This window comes from Sporofaciens sp. JLR.KK001 (assembly GCF_036941055.1).
In the GTDB taxonomy this organism is placed as follows: domain Bacteria; phylum Bacillota; class Clostridia; order Lachnospirales; family Lachnospiraceae; genus Sporofaciens.
Map to the genome: position 1 here is coordinate 3783068 of NZ_JAYMNO010000001.1, position 22221 is coordinate 3805288.

The 22221-nt window shown below is 51.4% G+C and carries 18 protein-coding genes and 1 pseudogene; 4 read left to right on the forward strand and 15 right to left on the reverse strand.

Annotated features, from left to right (window positions below):
• Positions 1-19: 19 nt before the first annotated feature.
• Together VSQ62_RS19215 and VSQ62_RS19220 are read left to right on the forward strand one after the other, a co-directional pair.
• Positions 20-754 (forward strand): response regulator transcription factor, encoded by a 735-nt coding sequence (locus tag VSQ62_RS19215; RefSeq protein WP_334636391.1) that lies wholly within the window; start codon positions 20-22, stop codon positions 752-754.
• The gene (locus tag VSQ62_RS19220; protein WP_334636392.1) at positions 747-2096 is read left to right on the forward strand and encodes a sensor histidine kinase; all 1350 of its coding nucleotides are present in this window, start codon (positions 747-749) and stop codon (positions 2094-2096) included. The genes VSQ62_RS19215 and VSQ62_RS19220 overlap by 8 nt, the downstream gene beginning before the upstream one ends.
• A 43-nt stretch (positions 2097-2139) precedes the next feature.
• Here the strand turns inward: VSQ62_RS19220 and VSQ62_RS19225 are convergent.
• A pseudogene (locus tag VSQ62_RS19225) lies at positions 2140-3006 on the reverse strand (phosphoribosylaminoimidazolesuccinocarboxamide synthase); the annotation flags it as partial.
• Positions 3007-3192: 186 nt separating this feature from the next.
• Here VSQ62_RS19225 and VSQ62_RS19230 point away from each other — a divergent pair.
• Positions 3193-6063, forward strand: a complete 2871-nt coding sequence (locus VSQ62_RS19230) for a GBS Bsp-like repeat-containing protein (protein ID WP_334636393.1) — start codon at positions 3193-3195, stop codon at positions 6061-6063.
• A gap of 57 nt (positions 6064-6120) precedes the next feature.
• Here the strand turns inward: VSQ62_RS19230 and VSQ62_RS19235 are convergent, their stop codons facing one another.
• The 12 genes from VSQ62_RS19235 to VSQ62_RS19290 all read right to left on the reverse strand — a co-directional run bounded on the left by VSQ62_RS19235 (position 6121) and on the right by VSQ62_RS19290 (position 19232).
• A complete protein-coding gene (locus VSQ62_RS19235) occupies positions 6121-6906 on the reverse strand; it encodes an amino acid ABC transporter ATP-binding protein (protein ID WP_334636394.1) in 786 nt (261 codons plus the stop codon).
• Positions 6907-6921: 15 nt separating this feature from the next.
• Complete coding sequence (locus VSQ62_RS19240) at positions 6922-7608, reverse strand: amino acid ABC transporter permease (protein ID WP_334636395.1); 687 nt, start codon at positions 7606-7608, stop codon at positions 6922-6924.
• Between the two features lie 90 nt (positions 7609-7698).
• Entirely contained in the window at positions 7699-8559 is an 861-nt protein-coding gene (locus tag VSQ62_RS19245; RefSeq protein WP_334636396.1) for a transporter substrate-binding domain-containing protein, read from the reverse strand.
• A gap of 215 nt (positions 8560-8774) precedes the next feature.
• Complete coding sequence (locus tag VSQ62_RS19250; RefSeq protein WP_334636397.1) at positions 8775-10313, reverse strand: nitrite/sulfite reductase; 1539 nt, start codon at positions 10311-10313, stop codon at positions 8775-8777.
• 77 nt (positions 10314-10390) lie between these two features.
• Positions 10391-11533, reverse strand: a complete 1143-nt coding sequence (gene ytvI, locus VSQ62_RS19255; RefSeq protein ID WP_334636398.1) for a sporulation integral membrane protein YtvI — start codon at positions 11531-11533, stop codon at positions 10391-10393.
• Positions 11534-11555: 22 nt separating this feature from the next.
• On the reverse strand, positions 11556-12143 hold the full coding sequence (gene yihA, locus VSQ62_RS19260; RefSeq protein ID WP_334636399.1) for a ribosome biogenesis GTP-binding protein YihA/YsxC: 588 nt from the start codon (positions 12141-12143) through the stop codon (positions 11556-11558).
• Between the two features lie 55 nt (positions 12144-12198).
• Positions 12199-14550, reverse strand: coding sequence for an endopeptidase La (gene lon / locus VSQ62_RS19265; protein WP_334636400.1), 2352 nt, complete (start codon positions 14548-14550; stop codon positions 12199-12201).
• A 126-nt stretch (positions 14551-14676) separates the two neighbouring features.
• Complete coding sequence (gene clpX / locus VSQ62_RS19270) at positions 14677-15936, reverse strand: ATP-dependent Clp protease ATP-binding subunit ClpX (RefSeq protein ID WP_334636402.1); 1260 nt, start codon at positions 15934-15936, stop codon at positions 14677-14679.
• A 42-nt stretch (positions 15937-15978) separates the two neighbouring features.
• Entirely contained in the window at positions 15979-16560 is a 582-nt protein-coding gene (clpP, locus tag VSQ62_RS19275) for an ATP-dependent Clp endopeptidase proteolytic subunit ClpP (RefSeq protein ID WP_334636403.1), read from the reverse strand.
• 26 nt (positions 16561-16586) lie between these two features.
• Positions 16587-17873 carry a trigger factor gene (gene tig / locus VSQ62_RS19280; RefSeq protein WP_334636404.1) on the reverse strand — a complete coding sequence of 429 codons (1287 nt, stop codon included), beginning with the start codon at positions 17871-17873 and terminating at the stop codon, positions 16587-16589.
• A gap of 113 nt (positions 17874-17986) precedes the next feature.
• On the reverse strand, positions 17987-18691 hold the full coding sequence (locus tag VSQ62_RS19285; RefSeq protein WP_334636406.1) for a hypothetical protein: 705 nt from the start codon (positions 18689-18691) through the stop codon (positions 17987-17989).
• On the reverse strand, positions 18672-19232 hold the full coding sequence (locus tag VSQ62_RS19290; RefSeq protein WP_334636407.1) for a DJ-1 family glyoxalase III: 561 nt from the start codon (positions 19230-19232) through the stop codon (positions 18672-18674). The genes VSQ62_RS19285 and VSQ62_RS19290 overlap by 20 nt, the downstream gene beginning before the upstream one ends.
• An 84-nt stretch (positions 19233-19316) precedes the next feature.
• On the opposite strand from VSQ62_RS19290, the gene VSQ62_RS19295 reads away from it, so the two are divergent.
• Positions 19317-19772 carry a CYTH domain-containing protein gene (locus tag VSQ62_RS19295; protein ID WP_334636409.1) on the forward strand — a complete coding sequence of 152 codons (456 nt, stop codon included), beginning with the start codon at positions 19317-19319 and terminating at the stop codon, positions 19770-19772.
• Between the two features lie 13 nt (positions 19773-19785).
• Here the strand turns inward: VSQ62_RS19295 and VSQ62_RS19300 are convergent, their stop codons facing one another.
• Together VSQ62_RS19300 and VSQ62_RS19305 are read right to left on the reverse strand one after the other, a co-directional pair.
• A complete protein-coding gene (locus VSQ62_RS19300) occupies positions 19786-20994 on the reverse strand; it encodes an aspartate kinase (protein WP_334636411.1) in 1209 nt (402 codons plus the stop codon).
• The gene (locus VSQ62_RS19305; RefSeq protein ID WP_334636412.1) at positions 20988-22214 is read right to left on the reverse strand and encodes a cofactor-independent phosphoglycerate mutase; all 1227 of its coding nucleotides are present in this window, start codon (positions 22212-22214) and stop codon (positions 20988-20990) included. Before VSQ62_RS19305 ends, VSQ62_RS19300 begins: the two co-directional genes overlap by 7 nt.
• Positions 22215-22221: the final 7 nt, after the last annotated feature.

Consider the following 22221-nt stretch of genomic DNA (forward strand, 5'->3'; position numbering starts at 1 on the left):
TACAGGAGTATTTACACCCATGGAAAAATCACGCATCTTGATCGTAGACGACAACCCGGAGATCCGGGAGATCATCCATATCTTATTAGAAGGAGAAGGCTTTGAGATCCAAGAGGCCGGCGACGGACAGACCGCCCTTGCCCTGACAGAGGAACTTACCTTCGACCTGATCATCCTGGATATTATGATGCCGGGGCTCAACGGCTATCAGACCTGCCTTGAGATCCGCAAATGCAGCAACGCCCCCATCTTATTCTTAAGCGCGCGCACCAAGGACAGCGATAAGACTCTGGGATTTTCAAGCGGAGGCGACGATTACCTGGCGAAACCATTTTCCTATAATGAGCTGATCAGCCGCGCCAAAGCGCTGATCCGGCGTTACCAGATCTATCGCGGGAAAGACGATTCCGGCGTTACGGCATCAGATGCAGCAGCACAGCAGAATCCTCCAGGAGAGCCCCTGGTCTTTCATCACCTTATCATTGATGAGGCTAAGGAAGAGGTAACCTCTAACGGCACGCTCCTTGTACTGACGGACACCGAATACGCCATGCTGCTCCTCTTAGTGAAGCACCGCCGGCAGATCTTCTCCGCCCAGCATCTCTATGAATCCGTGTGGAATGAACCTTATTACTACGGAGCCAACAACACGGTCATGGTCCACATCCGCAATCTCAGGCTTAAGGTCGAGAAGGACCCGAAGAATCCGACGCTTATTAAGACCATATGGGGAAAGGGGTACCGCTGTGATTAGACGATTCCGTAATATGAAGATCCGCACACAGTCCGCAATCGTAATCCTGTGTGCCATTATCGCCGCCTTCGCGTTCTTCGAACTGCTGTGGCTGAACAAATGGAAGTTCTGCGAAGCTGCCGAAGATCTGGATCTGTTCTACACCCAGATCAGTGACGATAGTTTTAAGGAGACCCTTGCCGAAGAGGCTCTTAACTATAATATCCCTGAATCAGAAGACGACGAAGAAGCAGTCGAAGCCCTGCAGCCATTCCTTGATCTTGCCAACGAATATACCTCCATCTATATCTACGGCGAAGAAGACAGCCTGTACCGCACAGGCAAGTTCGCATCCATTATGGATACCAGAAGCTTCCTCTTCTTTTTCAATATCGGCTACCAGCTTACCGGCGGCCAGGGAGAATATGTGATGGACTTCATGCTGGAATTTGCTAACGGAAGCGCACAGGTCATGATATACAACTACGAGCGGACCTTATTTATCTATCCCTTTCTGGTTGTCTGCTTTCTCCTGTCCGTTTCCCTCTTCCTTGTTATCGTTCTCTTCTTCTTAAACCGCAAGATGAGGCAGATATTGATCCTGAAAGACGAGATCCTTACTATGTCCTCCGGGGATCTGTCTCATGCGGTACCTGATTTCGGTGAGAATGAGATCGGCATTCTTGCCAGCGAATTGAACCTCTTAAGAGAATCTCTCAGCGACAACATTCAGAAGGAGCAGGAGAGCCGCAAGGCAAACCAGGATCTGATCACCGCCCTCTCCCACGACCTTCGGACTCCCCTCACCGTCCTGCACGGCTATCTGGAAGTGCTGAAGTTAAAACGGAATCCCAAGTCGCAGGAAGAGTACCTGGACCGCTGCCTGAAGAAGACGGAGGACATCAAGGAACTGACCGACCGGATGTTTGAGTACGCATTGGTGGCAGAGGAAACGGAGACCCCCGATATCACCTGGATCTCTACGGATTTTATTCAGCAATGCCTGTCGGAGAACTGCGATTATATCCGGCTTGCAGGCTTTGCTTACGACCTGCGCCTGCCTGAGACCTCCGGCGTACTGCTAAGTGATAAGACTATGCTTAAGCGGATCTTCAATAACCTGTTCTCCAATATCTTAAAATACGGGGATAAGTGTGATAATGTGATTGTAACTGCAGAATTGAAAAAAGAGATGTTCTATATAATAATATCGAATTCTGTCAAAGCCGGGCGCTCCCACTCTGACAGCAACAATATCGGTATGAAGAATGTCGGGAAGATGATCGAACTGCTGGATGGTCAGATGGATGTAAAACAGGAGGATGAAACCTTCGTGATCAGGCTTGGTTTCACCCTCCGGTAGACATAACTATAACCTTAATAACGGCGCAGATCTGTCCGAACGATTACATAAGCTTCTCGCCTGTCAGCATCTCATACCCCTGCAGATACTTGTCGATCGTCTTCTGCACGATCTCCTCAGGCAATGTCCAGTCATTGTCCGGGTTGGCCTTCAGCCAGTCCCGGGCAAACTGCTTGTCAAAGGACGGCTGGGCGTGCCCCGGCTCATATCCGTCTGCAGGCCAGAACCGTGAGCTGTCCGGCGTCAGCATCTCGTCGCCGATGACGATATTGCCCTTCTCATCCAGACCAAACTCGAACTTGGTATCTGCGATAATGATGCCGCGTGTAAGCGCGTAATCCGCACATTTCTTATAGAGCGCAAGGGTGCAGTCGCGAAGCTTCGCAGCATATTCCTCTCCCTTGCCCGGGAAATATTTCTCCAGATGGGCGATACTCTGCTCATATGAAATATTCTCGTCATGATCTCCGATCTCCGCCTTCGTTGACGGCGTATAGATAGGCTCCGGCAGCTTATCGGACTCTCTCAGGCCTTCCGGCAGCCTGATCCCGCATACAGTGCCGTCCTTCTGATAGCTGGCCCATCCGCTGCCGGTAATATAACCGCGGACGATACACTCGATCGGGAGCATGTTAAGCTTCCTGCACATCATACTGTTCCCGTCAAACTGCGGAGACTGGAAGAACTCCGGCATATCCCCTGCATCCGTTGAGATCATGTGGTTTGGGAGAATGTCCTTTGTCATATCGAACCAAAACTTAGACATCTGAGTCAGAACCGTCCCCTTCTTGGTCACATCATTCTTCAGAATGACATCAAAGCAACTGATACGATCAGTCGCAACCATGATCAGGCTGTCGCCGTTATCATAGATCTCACGTACTTTTCCTTCTTTGATTGGCTTCATGTGGTATCCCTCTTTCTGATATTTTGCTTACTGTGTATTCCAAAAAAATATTACCTTCCTACTATACAATAGATATCGGATTTTTTAAAGATGTAATATGGATATTTGTCGAATAGTTTCTCTTGAAACAGGAAATGAAGATGGTATAATAGGGATTATACAGCGAATGAAAGGAGCAATCTGAATAATATGTCGAAAAAGATATGGAATTTTGGCAGAAAAACTCTTCTGATCATGATACTATCCATGATGTTTTGTGCCAATGCCAGGGCTGAAGGCGAAGATACAGGCAGAGAAGACGGCACCGCGGCGGAGCTGCCGGGTGAAGCAGTCATCTCTTTAGACGGCTTGTCAGACGGTCTCGCCGGATATCCTCCCTCCGAAAAGAACCAAACTGCGGCTGAACCAGAAGCGGCTGAACAAGGTGTGGCTGAACCAGAAGCGGCTGAACCAGAAGCAGAGCAAGGGACTATCATTTCCGGCTCTTCTGAGACACAGCCAGAGACGGCAGAAGAACCGTCATCCGCACAGGATACAGCGGCCATGGCCCGAAGCACAGCGGGATATAACGTGAAGATAAGCGGATACAATGCCAGTCAGGGCATTTTCCGTGCTGCGGTGTCGGGTATCACTGCCTCTGACAGGATCAGGGAGGTACTGATTCCTGTGTGGAGCAAGGCGAACGGCCAGGATGACATCATATGGTACACTGCCCATAAGAGCAGCGGCGGAGATTATTACATAGATGTGGATATCAGGAACCATCATTACTCCACGGGCACCTACTATATCCACGTTTATATCACAGACGCCACCGGCCGTCAGTTCTTTGCGTGCTCCGCAGAGCAGGAGATCGATATGGCGCCGGGAACACTTACCGTAACGAAGAATAATGAGAAGGAATACACCCTTGAACTTATAGGCGTGAACGTACCGGGCGGGATCAGGCAGATCCAGTTCCCCGTATGGTCCAATGTAAACGGTCAGGATGATATCGTTTGGTATTCGGCAGCGCGGGTGAGCAGCCAGGTATACCGCTGCCGGATATCCGTTGCGAACCACAGAGGACTCGGACAATTCATCGTACATGCATATGCCCAGATGCCGGACAATTCTAATATATTTCTCGGCGCAGCCGGTTTCACAACAGCGGCTCCGTCGGTCGGACAGGTCCAGGCTTCTGCTGCGGACCGGACAAGAGGCAGATTTACAGTGCGGATATCCGGTGTGAAGAACGGCGGACTCATCCGTCAGCTCCAGGTCCCGGTGTGGTCCAAGGGGGACCAGAGCGATATCGTATGGTATACGGCGTCAAGAGACAGCAAGGGCGATTACATCGTCAATGTCGATATCTCCCGCCACGGATTCAACTGCGGCACCTATCATGTGCACACTTATCTTACAGACGTATCGGGCGCGCAGCAATTCGCAGGTGCCGCCGCCTGTGAGATGAATCTCCGGTATCAGTCGTTTTCGGCAGGTGATATCAGCGGTACGGAATCTACATACCGGATCACATTGAACGGCCTGGAGGTTCCCGCAGGGGAGCGGAATGTGCAATTCGCCGTATGGGGAGCTGCGAACGGGCAGAACGACCTCCGATGGTACAACGCCCGCCAGTCCGGCGGAAAGTATATCTGCGACATAAGGACAGCCGACCACGGAGAATCCGGCAAATATATTGTCCATGCCTACTGTAATACACGCGGGAATACGATTCAGTTTATCGGCGCGTCAGGATTCGAAGTAACAAAGAAGGCGCTTGCAGCCCAGGTACAGGTCTCTGATATCAATCAGACCGCGGGAACCTTCAAGGTGACGGTCAAGGGCGCCGCGTCTTCCTCAGGAATAAAGAAGGTCCAGATCCCTGTATGGTGCGCGGATGATCAGAGTGACATCGTATGGTACAATGCAGCAAGAGTTTCCGAGGGAATCTACACTGCCAATGTCCGGGTATCCCAGCACGGCAACCATTTCGGAACGTATAAGATCCATGTATATATTACTGCCGGCAACGGTGTACAGACCTTTGCAGGATCGGCGTCCGCGAATATTTCTCCCCGCAATTATGTGTACAGCCGTTCGTTAAACGGGTCACAGCAGGAGATCGGGATCATCGGTATATCCGCAAGGAGAGTCCAGTTTCCGACCTGGAGCAAGACGGACGGACAGGATGATATCGTTTGGTATGAAGGGCGCAGCAAAGGGAACGGAGAATGGAGCGTGATCGTGAACAGCGCGAACCACCGGCATTCGGGAGAATATATCACACACATATATACAGACGGGGCCTTTGCAGGATCGGCGTCTTACCAATTAAAAAAGAATGGGATTGAGATCGCGGATGTAATCAGGAATGCAGGAAAACCTGCAGGAAAGACCCTGTATGTCTGGGGCGGCGGATGGAATGAAGCAGATACAGCGGCAGGCGAGACCGCTCGTACCATAGGTGTGTACCCAGAATGGGAGCGGTACTTCAGCAGCAACCGGCAGGGGTATTCTTATCTGCCGGGAAAAAGAGCGTGGGAACGAGGAGAACGGCAGTGGCGGTTCTACGGACTGGACTGTTCCGGTTATCTGGGATGGGTCGTCTATAATTCCGTCCAGAGCGGAAGGAACGGAGCCGGTTATGTGGTGGATGCCTCCCGTTTCGCTTCCTCCCTGGCAGGATACGGTTATGGCTCTGTATCGTCATGTACACCGAACAGCGTGTTTAAACCGGGCGACATCATCAGCATATCCGGCCATTGTTACCTGAGTCTCGGACAGTGCAGCGACGGCAGCGTCCTCATCCTGCACAGCACACCGAACGGCGGCGTACAAGTGAGCGGCACCGTAACCGGCGGCGGGTCGTCGGAAGCCTCAAGGCTTGCCAGTTCCTTCATGCAGCAGAACTATCCTCAGTGGTGGGCAAGCTTCGGCGGCGAAGGAAGACAGAGCGTAGACGCATCCAAGTATCTGAACGGCACAAAATTCTCCTGGACAGTCAACAGTACGGTAGGAGATTCCGAACGGATACAGGGGAAACGAGCAAATGAAGTCTTAGGCTATTTAAAATAATTATCACAACTGCCGCATTAAGAACGATACCCGATCATTCTTAATGCGGCAGTTTCATTACCCCTGTGTGAATCTCTGCAAAAACTGTCTGGTCCTCTCTTCTTTGGGATGTTCGAACACCTGCATCGGTTCTCCCTGTTCCACGATACTCCCGTCGTCCATGAAGATCACATGATCCGCCACATCTCTGGCGAATGCCATCTCATGAGTAACGATCACCATCGTCGTATTCTCGTCTGCCAGCTCCTTGATCACTCTTAAGACCTCTCCGGTCAATTCCGGGTCCAGAGCGGACGTCGGCTCATCAAAACACAGGATATCCGGCTGCAGCGCCAACGCCCTGGCGATAGCAACTCTCTGGCATTGTCCGCCGGATAGCTGATGCGGATAATTATCCTTGCGGTTCGCAAGTCCCATCTGATCAAGCAAAGTTTCCGCCTGCACACGGATCTCCTCTAAGATCTCCTTCTTCCTCGCCTTATAGTCCGGCTGCTCTGAAGCCAAAAGCTCCCTTGCCAGCATCACGTTCCGAAGCGCCGTATACTGCGGGAACAGATTGAACGACTGAAACACGAGCCCGAAATGAAGCCGCTTCTTACGGATCGACGCTTCTAACCTGGTAGACGGATCCTCTGCGTCGAAGAGAATCTCATCATTTACCCGGATAATTCCCTTATCAGGAGTTTCCAGGAAGTTGAGGCATCGAAGTAAGGTCGTCTTCCCGCTCCCGGAGGAACCTATGATGGAAAGCGCCTGTCCTTTCTCCAGTGAAAAACTGATATCCTTCAGCACCTTCGTCCGATTGAAAGATTTGCATATATGCTCTGCTTCTAATATTGACATCACATCCGCCCTCCTCTATCTGAAATAATCCAGCCTGCGCTCCAGCCGTCCAAGCAGAAGCGTCAGGATACCATTGAATATAAGATAATAGACCGCAGTAAAAAACAACGGCCAGATAGCGCCTGAGATACCGTGAGATCCCTTCATGAACGCCTGTCCTGCCCAGATGATCTCCTGCAGCGCGATGATGCGCGCAAGAGAGGTATCCTTGACCAGAGTGATGATCTCGTTGGACATGGGCGGAACGATCCGCTTGATCATCTGCAGCAGGGTGATCTTGAAGAATATCTGTCTCCTTGTCATACCAAGCACCAGCCCCGCCTCTTCCTGACCGATCGGCACTCCCTGGATCCCTCCGCGGTATATCTCGGAGAAGTAACAGGCGTAATTCAGTACAAATGAAAAGGCTGCCGCCAGAAAACGCCCGGACTCACCGCCGCCCCAGATCGGAGTATGTAATACCAGCCCCGGGAAATAATAGATGATCAGAAGCTGGATCATCAACGGCGTTCCCCTTATGATCCATACAACGAATTTCGAAAAATACTTAAGCGGTCCAAATCGGGACATCGAACCAAATGCGATCACCAGTCCCAGCGGAAATGCACCGATCAATGTTACAAAGAAAAGTTTTAACGTCTGTAAAAAGCCGATATTCAACGCGTCCACAACGATCGGCATCTGTTCCATAATCTGTCCCATATCTGTATCCTGCTTTCTCTCTCGATTCTATCATAGAATGCCTCATACTCGGCAAAAACAGTGAGCGAAAACATTCGCCCACTGATTCTGTTACTGCTCAATGATCGCAGCCTGTACCCCATAAGTCTCTGCGCACTCCATCATGCTTCCGTCCGCGTAAGCAGCCGCGAAGTAATCATTCAGCGCTTTTGCAAGATCGGAGCCTTTGCGGAAGCCGACGCCGTACTCCTCGTCATTCAGTCCGCAGGTATAGGTCAGATCCGCGTATCCTGTACCTTCCCCTACCATAGCGGCTGCCATCAGTGAATCGATCACTGCCGCGCTCGACGTCCCTGCCGCTACTTCCATCAAAGCGTCCGACTGTGCCTTCACCGGCGTATATTCAAGCTCCAGAGCGGCCACCGCGGCTTCCCCCGCGCTGCCTGCCTCCACCGCGAATGAAAGGTCAGACAGGCTGTCCGTATCCTGATACTTGTCCGCTTCACTGGCCGGAACGATCACTACCTGCGCGTTGTTGCAATAAGCATTGGAACACTCCATAGCGCTGGTCACCTCGTCTGTGAGGGTCATACCGTTCCATACGCAGTCGATGGTCTTGCCGTCCAGCTCCATGATCTTGTTATCCCAGTCAATCTCTACGAATTCCGCCTCGACACCGATACTCTCGGCAAATGCCTTCGCCATATCCGCATCAAAGCCGATCCATTCGTCACCGTCTCCCTTGTAATCCATCGGCTCAAAATCTGTGATACCGACTACCAAGGTTCCCTTGTCCTTCACATACTCCAGATCGCTTCCGTCAGAAGCACCGGAGCCGGAATCTGCGCCGGATTCAGTACCGGAGCTTGCACCGCCGTCTGAACCGGAATCAGACTTATCATCCGAACCGCCGCATGCGGTCAGTGAGAATACCATCACCATCGTAAGCATAAAAACAACTAATTTTTTCATAATCTTCCACCTCAATATTCATATTCTGATTGCTAAATGACTTGCCTGAATTCTCATCCGCTGAAAATAATCAGGTCAACACAGTACGCTACTATATTACCAATTTACCACAATAAAGTCAAGCGCAAATTTAACGAATTCAAATATGAAAAACAACACGAAAAAGACCTGCCAGGGAAAGTTCTTCCCCCGCAAGTCTCTGTCCTCTCGTCATTTTAATACAAATATTTCTCTGCCAGCGTCTTAAGTCTCTTTGGATCTTCGGTATACCACGCGTCAAAGGTCGTATGCGCCGACTCCACTGCCTGTCCAAGCTCCACGAAGAATGCCGGCATATCCTTCTGCAGCATCATGCCCCACTGCTCGCCGAAACGCTCCTCGCCTGCCAGATCGCATCCGTTCACATGGAAGGTAAATGCCGGTTCCACGACATCATTCACCCTCTTTACTCCGCCGTGAAAACCAAGCGTTCCGATCTGATGCGTTCCGCAGGAAGAAGTACATCCCGAGATATGGATCCTTGGCAGCACGCCGTCCGCGAAATCATGCTTCCTTACTTCTTCTATGATCTGCGCCAGAACTCCCTGGGAATCCCGCAGACCTACCTGACAGATCGTTGCCCCGATACAGGCGACCGAAGTCTCGAACAGATCCCTCGCACCGTCAGCCGTAGCCTCTAAGACCTTCTTCGCCTCATCTCCGTTCAGATTGATGATATAGATGGTCTCATCCGGCGCAATCCGAAGCTCAACCTCTTCCATATCTTTCACGGTCTCATAGATAGCGGCAAACCAATCGACCTTCGGAACCCCTCCGATCGGATGATATGTCACGGCATACAGGCCTTCCTGCTTCTGCGGGATCACACGTCTGCCGGAAGCTTCCGTGCCGTTCCCCCTCTTATTGACCGGCTGTTCAATAACCTCAAGCTTAAGATCTTCACCCGTTTTCACGGCCTCAAGCTTCTCAAGATAAGCCATCTTATATCCGTCCGCGCCTAAAGTCTCCTGCATATAGCGTGTCCTTGCCTTCCCGCGGTTCTCATAATTACCGTAGGCAATGAAGGTCTCTACCATGGCCTTCACATAATACAGCACCTCTGTTCCCGGCACCTGCTCCGCTACCTTCACGCCCATGCGGGGATTATTCCCCAAGCCGCCCGCGCTGTACACGTCGAAGCTTCCATCCTTCCCGGCAACAAATCCCAGATCACGGAACGTAGCATGAGTCTCATTGGCAGGAGAATTGGAGAAGCCCACCTTAAGCTTCCTCGGCATCTTCACCGTCTTAATGAAGCCAAGCAGATAGTCCGATACGGCTTCAGCGTACGGCAGTACGTCAAAATACTCGCCTTCTTCCACACCGGACAACGGGGATACCATGACATTCCTGGGGAAATCTCCGCCGCCGCCCCTGGTAACGATCCCGGCGTCAAGGGCCTTCTCCATGATACCGCAGACCGCCTCTGCATTCAGGTTATGGAACTGTATGGTCTGGCACGTCGTGAAATGCGCCTTCTCTACCCCATACTCGGCGACTGCGCCGGCAACAAATCTTAACTTCTCCTTCGTCAGTCTCCCTCCCGGTATCCGAAGCCTCAGCATGCTCGCATTACCGCCCTTCTGGGCATAGCTTCCGAATCCGCCGGAGAATCCCTTGTACTCTTTCGTACTGACTTCTTTTGCATAAAACCTGTCGGTTACCTCACGAAATTCTGTGAGATCTTCCTTGAACTCCTTCAACATCTGTTCCATATTGCTTCACTCCTATTATCATTTCTATACTATCAACTATTCTTATTATAAAGGTCAGTACTCTGGCCGTACAGGCATCAATTACGCAGGCTCATAACCCCTTCCGCCAGAATCTTCACATCATCCAGGATATAGTCGAAAGCGCCCGCCTTATACAGGTTGATCGCGATCATTCCGATCGGAACCGCGAAGATCATGCCGAACACACCTCCCGTTTTGTAGCCGATATACAGCAATACCAGTGTGACCAACGGCTTCAATCCCATGCTGTCCCCGACTAATTTGGGCTGGATCAACTGACGCACAAGCTGTGTAACCCCATATAATATAAGAAGGCCCACTACCATCCGATAATTCCCTACCATGAATTTATAAGCTGCCCAGGGAAGCAGCGCCGTACCCGTACCAAAGAAAGGCAGGAAATCCAGGAAAGCGATCAACAGCGCAAGCAGCACGGCAAAATGAACCCTCAGGATCAGGAAACCTGCCAATAACAGCACATAGACCACTCCCATGATCTTAAACTGGGCTTTGAAGTATCCCCCGACCGCGTACTTGAAGTTATCTACCACCATGGTCATCCGGCTCACAAGAGCGTCCGGGGCGATCCGTTTCGACCAACGGATCACATCCTCCCGCTCCGCGATAAAGAAGTACGCCGAAATAAACGTCACGATAACCGCCACCAGCGCCGAGGGGATCCGTTTTGCGAATCTTCCCGCCGCCGATACCGTCGGCTCGCTGAGCTTCCCAATCAGATCACCCGCCGTATTCTCCAGGCTCTCCATCATCGTATGCCATCCTTCCCTGACTCCTTCGGGCAGAAGCTTGAAGATGCCGTTCAAACTGTCTCCGACCGTCGCCATACCAGCCTCCAGATCCTCATACATATCCGGCATATTCTGGATCAGACCCGCGATCTCACGCGACAGCGTACTGACAAGGAGATAGATGAGTAATCCTACCGCGCCAAGCACACCGATAATGATCAACGCAGACCCCCATTTCTTGATGATCTTCAACCGTTTCTCAAGCCAGTTCACCACAGGGCTTGCAATAGACGCGATACACCATCCGATCACAAATGGCATGAAAAAGCCAAGCAGCTTATATCCAAAATACAGGAACAGGCAGGTCCCAACCAGGCTGAATCCCAGGCTCACCGCTACCTTCCAGTAAGACCGCTCATCCCGCAGCTTTTCTTTACAATTCATCTCCATGCGTTTATTTCACCTTCTTGCCCTACACCAGATACTCACGCTCTGCAAGCTCCCAGATCTCGTCCCTCCCCTGCTTGGTAACAGAAGAGAATGGGATCACGATCGATCCCGGCAGAAGCCCCAGCCCCTGCCTTATTGTCCTGACCTGCTTATCCCTCTGGCTTCTCTTAATCTTATCAAGCTTCGTCGCGATAATAATAGGATGATATCCCTGCGACACGATCCAGTCATACATCAGCTTATCATTGGCAGAAGGATCATGCCGGATATCGATCAGCAGGAACACGGCGCGAAGCTGTTTCGAGCCGTGCAGATAACGCTCCACCATCTGTCCCCACTTCTGCTTCTCCTGCTCTGACACCTTCGCATATCCATACCCCGGAAGGTCTACCAGATAGAATTCCTGATTAATATTATAGAAATTGATCGTCTGCGTCTTCCCGGGCGTAGCAGAGATGCGCGCGTAGGATTTGCGGTTCATCAAAGCATTGATGAGCGATGACTTTCCTACGTTTGATTTGCCGGCAAATGCGATCTCCGGCAGCGTATTCTCCGGCAGCTTGCTTGTGATTCCGCATACCGTCTCCAAATTAACATTCTTAATAACCATTCTTCATCCTTCTCTGTTACTATTTTGTAACAGTTCAGATACCTTCACTGTTACACTATTTTACTTTCTTCTTCGGCGCAAGCGCAAGCTTCAGCACCTCGTCCATATGAGATACTGGAATGATCTTAAGTCCCCTGGTGATCTCATGGGACAGTTCCTCCACATCAGACTCATTCTCCTTAGGCACGAGTACCATCTTGATCCCCGCGTTCTTAGCAGCCAGAAGCTTCTCCTTAAGCCCTCCGATGGGAAGCACCCGCCCCCGCAGTGTAATCTCTCCGGTCATAGCCAGATCCGCCCTTGCTTTCCTTCCGGTAATCGCCGACATCATGGCCGTCGCCATGGTGATTCCCGCCGACGGGCCGTCCTTTGGAACCGCCCCTTCCGGAATATGGATGTGCACATCATGCTCCTTGAAGAAATGTTCGTCAACCTTGTGCTCCTTGCTCACGGAACGGATATAGCTGATTCCCGTCCTCGCCGATTCCTTCATCACATCGCCCATCTGCCCGGTCAGAAGTACCTCGCCTTCACCCGGCATGATGTTAACCTCAATCTGCAGCGTATCCCCGCCGACGCTGGTCCACGCCAGCCCCCGCACGATCCCGACCTCGTCCGCCTCATTTGCCATCTGGTAAATATACAGCTCCTTGCCGAGATAATGGGCGATATTACGCTCTGTCACACGCACAGACTCCTTCTTCGTCTCCAGGATCTCCCGTGCCGTCTTGCGGCAGATATCACCGATCTTGCGCTCTAACTGACGGACACCCGCTTCCTTGGTATAATTGCGCGCCATCTTCCACAGCGCCTTCTTGCTGATAGTAAGCTGATCATCCTTAAGCCCGTGCTTCTTAAGCTGCTTGGGAATCAGATGCTCCATCGCAATATGAAGCTTCTCATTCTCCGTATAGCTGCTGACCTCGATCACCTCCATACGGTCCAGGAGCGGCCTGGGGATCGTCTGCAGCGTATTCGCCGTCGTGACGAACAATACCTCGGACAAGTCCACCGGAACCTCCAGATAATGGTCGCGGAACTTGCGGTTCTGCTCGCTGTCCAATACTTCGAGGAGCGCTGAGAAGGTATCTCCCTTATAATCATTGCTGACCTTATCGATCTCGTCCAGGAGCATCAGCGGGTTCTTCACCTCTGCCTGCTTCAGACCGTTGGCGATCCTTCCCGGCATCGCCCCCACATAAGTCTTCCTGTGTCCCCGGATCTCCGCTTCGTCACGCACGCCGCCAAGCGAAATGCGCACATACGGCTTCTTGAGCGCTCTGGCCAGAGACCTGGCTATCGAAGTCTTACCGGTTCCCGGAGGTCCCACCAGACAAAGGATCGGCGCATTGCCCTTCTTCGTAAGCGCTCTTACCGCAAGGAACTCGAGCACCCTCTCTTTGACCTTCTCAAGACCATAGTGGTCTTCTTCAAGAATCTGCTTCGCATATTCGATATCTTCATGCTCCGAACACATCTTATCCCACGGCATCTCAAGCATCGTCTCAATATAGGTACGGATCACTCCGTTCTCTGCCTGGCTTCCCATGGAATTCTGGAATCTTCGGATCTCTTTTTTTAATTTCTCCTTTACTTCATCCGAAGCCTGAAGCGCCTCTGTTTTCTGTTCGAATTCTTCCGCATCCGTCAGTGTGCTGTCGTATCCCAGCTCCTCACGGATCAGCTTCGCCTCTTCCCGTAAGATGTATTCCCGCTGGTTCTTGTCCACTCTCTCCTTGACCTTCGCATGGATCTCATCCTTGACATTCATGATCTGGATCTCATTCATCAGCTTGAATGCCAGCAGCTCATAGCGGCGCATCAGATCTGCTTCCTCAAGAAGCTGCTGCGCGTCCGTGTAAGAGAACGGTGCATTCGCCGCGACTACGTCGACCAGCTTCTTTAACTCATTGATACTCTCGATCTGCGCTGCCAGCTCCTTCGAAAGCTTCGGGTTCTTCCCCATATATTCCTTGAAGATGTCTTTCATCCCGCGAAGCATCCCCTCCAGGTTCAGCGGATGCTCATCCGCACCCGTATCTTCCCTGGATGTATCTGTATCCGGTACGACCGTTACATTGGCGCGAAGATAGGGTTCCTCAAATTCTATGGCATTGATACAGGCTCTCTCTTCTCCTGTGATCAGAACCCGGCTCACCTTCCTTGGAAGCTTAATGATCTGCCGGACAGTCGCAATACAGCCTGTCCGGTATACATCTGCCATTCCCGGCTCCTCCACCTCAAGATCCTTCTGGGCGGTCAGGAATATCTTCTGGTTCCCTTCCACAACCTCTTCTATTGCCTTGACAGACTTGGGTCTGCTGATATCAAAGTGGCGGACCATCTCCGGTAATATGGTGATCCCTCTTAGAGTCACCATAGGCAGGCTCATTATCTCTCTACTCATAAGCAATTCTCCTTACGAAAAAGAATCTCGCTTTCGAGATTCTCCGCTTTGCAACGGGTACGATAAACTTCCCACCGTACCCGTCTGCCTGTTATTCTTTCTAATTGCAATCACACATTCCGCATACTATGCGCTCTCTGATCTGACAGAGATGCGTTCGCATAGCGGCTCTCCGATTCCCTTCACGGTATTCTCCGTGATCCTGCAGGCCTTCAGCGAATCGTCTGACGGAGCCCTGTACATGATATCCATCATGATACTCTCCATGATCGCACGCAGGCCTCTGGCTCCGGTCTTCCTCTTCAGAGAAGTCTCTGCGATCGCTTCCAGCGCATCCCCGTCGAACTCCAACTGCACACCGTCAAGCTCCAGCATCTTCTGATACTGCTTCACAATAGCATTCTTCGGTTCCGTCAATATCTGGATCAGAGCATCCTTATCCAGCATCTCCAACGGAACGGTAACCGGCACACGGCCTACCAGCTCCGGGATCAGCCCGAATTTCACAAGATCCTGCGGGAGCACCTGTTTCAGAAGCCTGTCAACATCATCCACATGCTTCTCTCCGATCTCCACGTTAAATCCGATGGACTTGCGGTCGATCCTCTTCTCTATGATCTTATCGATCCCTTCGAATGCACCGCCGCATATAAATAAGATATTCGTCGTATCAATCTGGATCAATTCCTGATGCGGATGCTTCCTTCCGCCCTGAGGCGGCACATTGGCAACCGTTCCTTCTATGATCTTAAGCAGCGCCTGCTGTACACCCTCTCCGGATACATCCCTCGTGATCGACGGGTTCTCCGACTTCCTTGTGATCTTATCAATCTCGTCAATATAGATGATACCGTATTCCGCGCGCTCAATATCGCCGTCGGCAGCCTGGATGATCTTAAGAAGGATATTCTCCACATCCTCACCCACATATCCTGCCTCCGTGAGCGCCGTCGCATCAGCGATCGCAAACGGAACGCCCAAGATCCGTGCAAGCGTCTGTGCAAGCAGCGTCTTGCCGCAGCCAGTAGGGCCGAGCATCAGGATATTACTCTTGCCTAGCTCCACTCCCAAGTCTCTTCCCGCCATGATGCGCTTATAATGATTATACACCGCGACTGACAGAACCTTCTTCGCTTCATCCTGCCCGATTACATATTCATCCAGGAATTCTTTGATCTCCTGCGGCTTAAGCAGATTGATATCCGCGAATGGATTCCACTGCCTGTCATCGCCGTACTCGAATTCTTCCTCCAGAATCTCGGTGCACACATCAATACACTCATCACAGATATATGCCCCGTTAGGACCTGCGATCAGCTTTCTCACCTGATTCTGCGTCTTGTTACAGAACGAACACCTCACCTGATTGTCGTTCCTTCCTACCATTCTCTCACCTCGTCCAAGGACATCTTCAAAAGCTTCAGTTCCTTAACGGTTCTTGATGACCTCGTCGATCAAGCCGTATTCCTTCGCTTCCTCTGCCGACATGAAATTATCCCGATCCGTATCAGCACTGATCACCTCTATCGGCTGTCCTGTGTTTTCTGATAATATTTGATTCAATCTCTGACGGGTCTTCAATATATGTTCCGCGGCAATCTGGATCTCCGTTGCCTGACCCCGCGCTCCGCCTGACGGCTGATGGATCATGATCTCGGCATTCGGGAGCGCAAGTCTCTTGCCCTTCGTGCCTCCTGCCAGAAGGAATGATCCCATACTTGCCGCCATACCGATGCAGATCGTCTCTATATCACACTTGATATACTGCATGGTATCATAGATCGCCAGACCTGCCGTAACAGAGCCGCCCGGACTGTTGATATACAGATGGATATCCTTCTCCGGATCCTCTGCCTCAAGAAACAGGAGCTGTGCGACTACAACGCTCGCCGACACATCCGATACTTCTTCGCCGAGAAATATGATCCTGTCCTTCAAAAGCCTCGAATAAATATCGTAGGAACGTTCCCCGCGGCTCGTCTGTTCAATGACATAAGGTACCAAACTCATGCATATGCCTCCTTGCGATTCAACCCTTATTTTTCAACAGCATTCTCTACCAGGAATGTGATCGCCTCCTGGACTGCTATGTCTTTCTTCATACGTTCTTTTTCCTTGTCGCCCATGTACTCTTTGAACTTATCAGCTTCCATCTTGTACATGTCCGCCATCTTCGCAATCTCTTCGTCGAACTTCTCATCGCTGACCTCGATATTCTCTGCCTCAACGATCGCCTCTAATACAAGACGAGTCTCGATGCTCTTAACGGCCTGCGGCCTGATATCCGCTAACAGCTTCTCTGAGGTCATGCCTGTAAACTGGAAATACTGCTCCATAGTCAGGCCTTGCCCCCGCATTCTCTGAGCGAAATCATCAGCCATCTGCATTACCTGAGTCTCGATCATAGCATCCGGAAGCTCGTACTGTGCATTCTGAACAGCCTGTTCAACAGCAGAATCCTCCTGCTTCTCCTTGCCTTCAGAAGCCTTCTGCTCCTCAAGTTTTGCCTTAACATCCTCTTTGTATTCCTCTAATGTATCAAATTCTGATACTTCTGCAGCGAATTCGTCGTCGATCTCAGGAAGCTCCTTCGCCTTAATCTCATGTACTTTACACTGGAATACCGCTGCCTTGCCCTTAAGATCTTCTGCATGGTACTCCTCCGGAAATGTAACGTTAACCTCTACATCTGTTCCGGCTTCCACACCGATCAGCTGCTCCTCGAATCCGGGAATAAATGATCCTGAACCGATGATCAGCGGATAATTCTCAGCCTTGCCGCCCTCGAACGGAACTCCGTCCACGAAGCCTTCATAATCGAGGATGATCTCATCTCCATCCTGTACCGGACGGTCCTCTACCGTGATGGTCCTGGCATTCTTCTCAGCCTCTTCCTGTATCTTCTCCTCAACCTCTTCCGGCGTCACGTCTGTGGATATCTTCTCGACTTCCAGTCCCTTATATTGCCCAAGCGTTACCTCCGGCTTCGTAGCTACCGTCGCTGTAAAGATGAACGGCTTCCCCTTCTCAATCTGGACCACATCAATCTCCGGTCTGGATACGATCTCAATCTCACTCTCGTCATAGGCTTCTGAATATGCCTTGGGGATCAGTTCGTTCGCCGCATCATCATAGAAGATCTCCGCCCCGTACATCTTCTCAATCATCTGGCGCGGAACCTTCCCCTTGCGGAAACCGGGGATCGCGATTCTGTTCTTCTGCTTCTTATATGCATTCTGAAGTGCTTTCTCTAAATCATCGGCAGAAACCTCAATAGTAAGCTTCGCCATGTTTTTCTCTAACTTCTCTACCTGTAAGCTCATTTGCTATTTCCTCCTGTTTCTATCCCACCCTTCGGTAGTCAAAAAGATGGGCATACTATTCTACTTTACATTCACCAAAGAAGTATAACACAAACCTCTTTAAATATCCAGTCCTACATTGATTGAATTTCATCTAAACGAAGTATTTTTCGGATCAGGCTGTCCATATCATCCTCGTCCACAGAATACTCGGATCCCGTCTCTGCCCTCACATGAAAGATCACCGTCTCCTCTTCGCCGTATTCAATATCCATATAAGCCGTATCCAACAACTCATAGGCATGATTGATGATATCGAGCAAGATCTGCTGGTCCGCCTCTTCCTTCTCGGCGCCCTCGTATTCCCCTTTCTCGATCTTCTCCGCCATCTTAAGCGAATCCTCAACCAGCATCTCCTGGAAGTTCACGAACACATCCGCCGGCCAGATCTCAACCGGCACCTCGTATTCCTTCTTCCCGGTCTTCCTGGCCTCTCCCACCTGATAACGCATGACCATGAATATCCTGGATACCAGCTCCGCGAACCGGGTGGTCTTAAGCTCACCGATCTCAAGACCGCTGGTGACATTGGCTTCTACAAACCGGTCAATGGAATCCCTGTACGCCTGCATCAGAGCCTCCGCGGAAGCATCCTCCATGAAGGCTGCCGCTTTCGTGATATCTGCCTGAAAGGTAAGGTCAAGCAATGCCTGTGAATAGCCCGCCGCGTCAAAATCTCTGCCGCATCCGGTCACATTGGCCAGAAGGACCGCGCACAGGATACAGCTCCCAAGCAATCTTCTGATCCTTTTTATTCTGTTATTTTTTCTTCTTCTCATATACAATTGACTCTGCAATTTCCTCTGCCTTCTCTTTTCCTGATAGGACCTCGATCAGCTTCAACGCGAAATCAATCGCCGTTCCGACTCCCTGGCTGGTAATGATATTCCCGTCCACCGTCACCGGCGCTCCGGTGAGCGCGGCTCCCTGGATCTCCTTCTCCATGGCCGGATAACAGGTGACACGCTTCCCCTTCAGAATTCCCAGATTACTTAGAACCGTCGGCGCCGCACAGATCGCCCCGATCTTCTTCCCGTCCTCGAAGAAGTCCTTCACAACCCTGCGGACTCCCGCATGCTCGTCCAGATGCTTCGTTCCCGGCATCCCTCCCGGAAGTACGATCATGTCTGACTCCACAAAGTTCACTTCCTCAAACAGATCCTCCGTCTGTACATTGATCCCGTGAGAGCCATGCACCGTATACTCTTCCGTGATCGAAACCGTATCTACATATATCGTCGCCCTGCGCAGCAGGTCCACCACCGTCAGAGCCTCAACCTCTTCAAATCCGTCTGCCAGAAGCACACTTACCTTTTTCATGGCAATCCCTCCTCTTAATTTATTCTATAATTTACTTTCATCCTAAACTGTATTATAATGATTCCAGACAGGAGGTACAAAATATTGGAAATCGAACGCAAATATCTCGTACATCGGCTGCCCGAACATCTTACGGATTATCCCTGCCGGACGATCACGCAAGGGTATCTGAACACTTCCCCTGTGATACGGATCCGCCGGGACAATGATAAGTACGAACTCACCTATAAGTCCAAGGGCCTTATGGCAAGACAGGAATATAACCTTCCTCTGACCCAGGAAGCCTACGAACATCTTCTCTCCAAGATCGACGGATACCTGATCCGCAAGAAACGTTACATGATCCCCCTTAAGTGCGGTCTGACCGCGGAACTTGACGTCTTCGAGGAGCAGCTTGCCCCTCTTCTGCTTGTGGAGGTTGAATTCCAAAGCGAAGAAGACGCCCTGTCCTTCGTCCCGCCTTCCTGGTTTGGGGAAGATGTAACCTTCTCCGGGGAATACCACAACAGCCGTCTCGCCGGTATGGCATCCTGTCCGTGATCCCTTACCGGCGTCAGTCCGCCAATGCGAAGCCGTCGTGGACGGCGTTCATCGCCTTGTCGATATCCTTCTCCGGTACCAGCACCGTGATACGGATCTCAGAGGTCGAGATCATATTGATATTGATCCTGGAATTATACAAGGCTTCGAACATCTTCGCCGCCACGCCGGGATTGCTCATCATCCCCGCTCCCACGACGGATAGTTTCGCCACGTCTTCATTCCAGGTGATATCCTGTATCGTAAGTCTCTCCTGGTTCTCCCTTAAGTTCCTGATCGCAGCCTCCAGATCATCGGATGCCACCGTAAAGGAGATATCCTTCGTCCCCTCTCTTCCCACAGACTGCAGGATAATATCTACATTGATGTTATTCTTCGCCAACGTATCGAAGATACGGAACGCGATTCCCGGCTTATCCTCCACTCCGATCACAGAGATCCTGGCTGTATTCTTGTCGGCAGCCACACCGGTCACTAATAATTTCTCCATCCCCTTTGCCTCCTTGACTACGGTTCCTTCTGAACGGTTCAGGCTGGACCGAACAACCAGTTCGACATTGTATTTCTTCGCCATCTCCACTGAACGGTTGTGGAGAACTCTTGCTCCCAGGCTTGCAAGCTCCAGCATCTCATCATAGGTAATCATGTCGATCTTCCGGGCATTCTTAACCACCCTTGGATCTGCCGTATATACGCCGTCCACGTCCGTATAGATCTCACATCTGTCCGCATGCAGGGCCGCAGCCAGGGCCACCGCCGTAGTATCCGACCCTCCGCGGCCAAGAGTCGTGATATCCTCGTATTTGTTCACACCCTGGAATCCGGTCACGATCACGATCTTCCGGGAATCCAGTTCATGAAGGATCCGCTCTGTCTCCACACGCTTAAACCGTGCATTGCCGTACCTGGAAGTAGAATGCATCCGCACCTGGAACGCGTTCAGGGACACCGCCGGCACATCAAGGGACTGCATGGCCATAGCCATCAGGGATACGGATACCTGCTCGCCCGTGGTAAGGAGCATATCGATCTCCCGCTTCTTGGCCCTGGGATTGATCGTATCCGCAAGCGCCAGCAGCTCGTCTGTCGTATCCCCCATCGCGGACAGCACAACGACCACATCATTTCCCGCTTTATAATCTTCTATACATCTCCTGGCAACATTAAAGATCCTCTCCTTATTCGCCACGGAGCTGCCGCCAAATTTCTTAACTATCAGCATAGTTCCTCCTCCGGATTCACCTCTTCTAACAAATGTCCGATCAGGAGGTATCCGTCCTGCCATTTTCTCCCCGTCAGCGCTGCCGTCTCCTCTGAATAGACTGCCGCTCCCTGGGAATCTCTGGTACTGTCATACAGAAGATATGGAACCGGCTCGCCTGTATGGGTGCGCGCCTCTATCGGTGTCGGATGATCCGGAAGCAGTAAGATGCGGAAATCCTCTCCTGCCTTCCGAAGTCCATTCAGTACGCCTCCCAATATCTTCTCATCCACATATTCTATCGCAGTGATCTTGTCTTCTATCCTTCCTTGATGCCCCATCTCGTCCGGAGCCTCTACATGGATATAAGCAAAATCATACCCGCCTTTGGTGAGAGCCTCCACAGCCGCGCCGGCCTTGCCCTCATAATTCGTATGGAGTCCGCCGTTGGCTCCTTCTACCAGGATCCGGTCCATATCTGCACCGACTGCAATCCCCTTGAGCAGATCTACCGCAGAGATCATCACGCCCTTCTTCCCGGTACGTTCCCCGAAGGATGTAAGGGCCGGCTTCTTCCCCGCTCCCCAGAACCATGCCGAGTTCGCCGGTTTTAATCCCTGCTCCTTACGTTTTACATTCAGAGGGTGGTTTCTCAGGATGTCATAACTCTTCTTCATCATATCCCGCAGCACCTCATCCTTGGGAAGATATTCCCCGATCCGGCGTGTCAGGATATCGTGAGGAGGCGTCAATTCTATCACCTTCCCTTCTTTCCAGATCAACAGGTGGCGGTAACTGGTGCCCGCGTAGAATTCATAACCTTCTCTTCCAAGCCCATCCTTCAGAGCTTCAATAAGAACCGCCGCATCCTCCGTATCAATCTCGTCGGAGCTGTGGTCGAGGATGACCTGGTCTTCATACTCCCCTTCCTCCTCCGTCACAGAGACAAGGTTGCACCGGAACGATACGTCTGTATCCTCCATCTGTACCCCGATACTAAGCGCCTCCAACGGAGATCTGCCTGTATAATAGATCTTCGGGTCATAGCCCATGACCGAGAGATTGGCCGTATCACTTCCCGGCGCCATACCCTCCGGAACCATGGACGCCATGCCAAGCTCCGACACCGGCGCAAGACTGTCCATCACAGGCGTCCTTGCAGCCTGAAGTGTCGTCCGCCCTCCCAGCTCTTCAAGCGGCCTGCCTGCCATGCCGTCACTTAAAATGATTACATATTTCATTGATTCT

Bases quoted from the DNA above. Each gene is read 5' to 3' on its own strand.
- VSQ62_RS19215 (WP_334636391.1), top strand. From the start codon at position 20: ATGGAAAAATCACGCATCTTGATCGTAGACGACAACCCGGAGATCCGG.
- VSQ62_RS19230 (WP_334636393.1), top strand. From the start codon at position 3,193: ATGTCGAAAAAGATATGGAATTTTGGCAGAAAAACTCTTCTGATCATG.
- VSQ62_RS19235 (WP_334636394.1), bottom strand. From the start codon at position 6,906: ATGTCAATATTAGAAGCAGAGCATATATGCAAATCTTTCAATCGGACG.
- VSQ62_RS19240 (WP_334636395.1), bottom strand. From the start codon at position 7,608: ATGGGACAGATTATGGAACAGATGCCGATCGTTGTGGACGCGTTGAAT.
- VSQ62_RS19245 (WP_334636396.1), bottom strand. From the start codon at position 8,559: ATGAAAAAATTAGTTGTTTTTATGCTTACGATGGTGATGGTATTCTCA.
- VSQ62_RS19250 (WP_334636397.1), bottom strand. From the start codon at position 10,313: ATGGAACAGATGTTGAAGGAGTTCAAGGAAGATCTCACAGAATTTCGT.
- ytvI (WP_334636398.1), bottom strand. From the start codon at position 11,533: ATGGAGATGAATTGTAAAGAAAAGCTGCGGGATGAGCGGTCTTACTGG.
- yihA (WP_334636399.1), bottom strand. From the start codon at position 12,143: ATGGTTATTAAGAATGTTAATTTGGAGACGGTATGCGGAATCACAAGC.
- lon (WP_334636400.1), bottom strand. From the start codon at position 14,550: ATGAGTAGAGAGATAATGAGCCTGCCTATGGTGACTCTAAGAGGGATC.
- clpX (WP_334636402.1), bottom strand. From the start codon at position 15,936: ATGGTAGGAAGGAACGACAATCAGGTGAGGTGTTCGTTCTGTAACAAG.
- clpP (WP_334636403.1), bottom strand. From the start codon at position 16,560: ATGAGTTTGGTACCTTATGTCATTGAACAGACGAGCCGCGGGGAACGT.
- tig (WP_334636404.1), bottom strand. From the start codon at position 17,873: ATGAGCTTACAGGTAGAGAAGTTAGAGAAAAACATGGCGAAGCTTACT.
- VSQ62_RS19285 (WP_334636406.1), bottom strand. From the start codon at position 18,691: ATGAGAAGAAGAAAAAATAACAGAATAAAAAGGATCAGAAGATTGCTT.
- VSQ62_RS19290 (WP_334636407.1), bottom strand. From the start codon at position 19,232: ATGAAAAAGGTAAGTGTGCTTCTGGCAGACGGATTTGAAGAGGTTGAG.
- VSQ62_RS19300 (WP_334636411.1), bottom strand. From the start codon at position 20,994: ATGCTGATAGTTAAGAAATTTGGCGGCAGCTCCGTGGCGAATAAGGAG.
- VSQ62_RS19305 (WP_334636412.1), bottom strand. From the start codon at position 22,214: ATGAAATATGTAATCATTTTAAGTGACGGCATGGCAGGCAGGCCGCTT.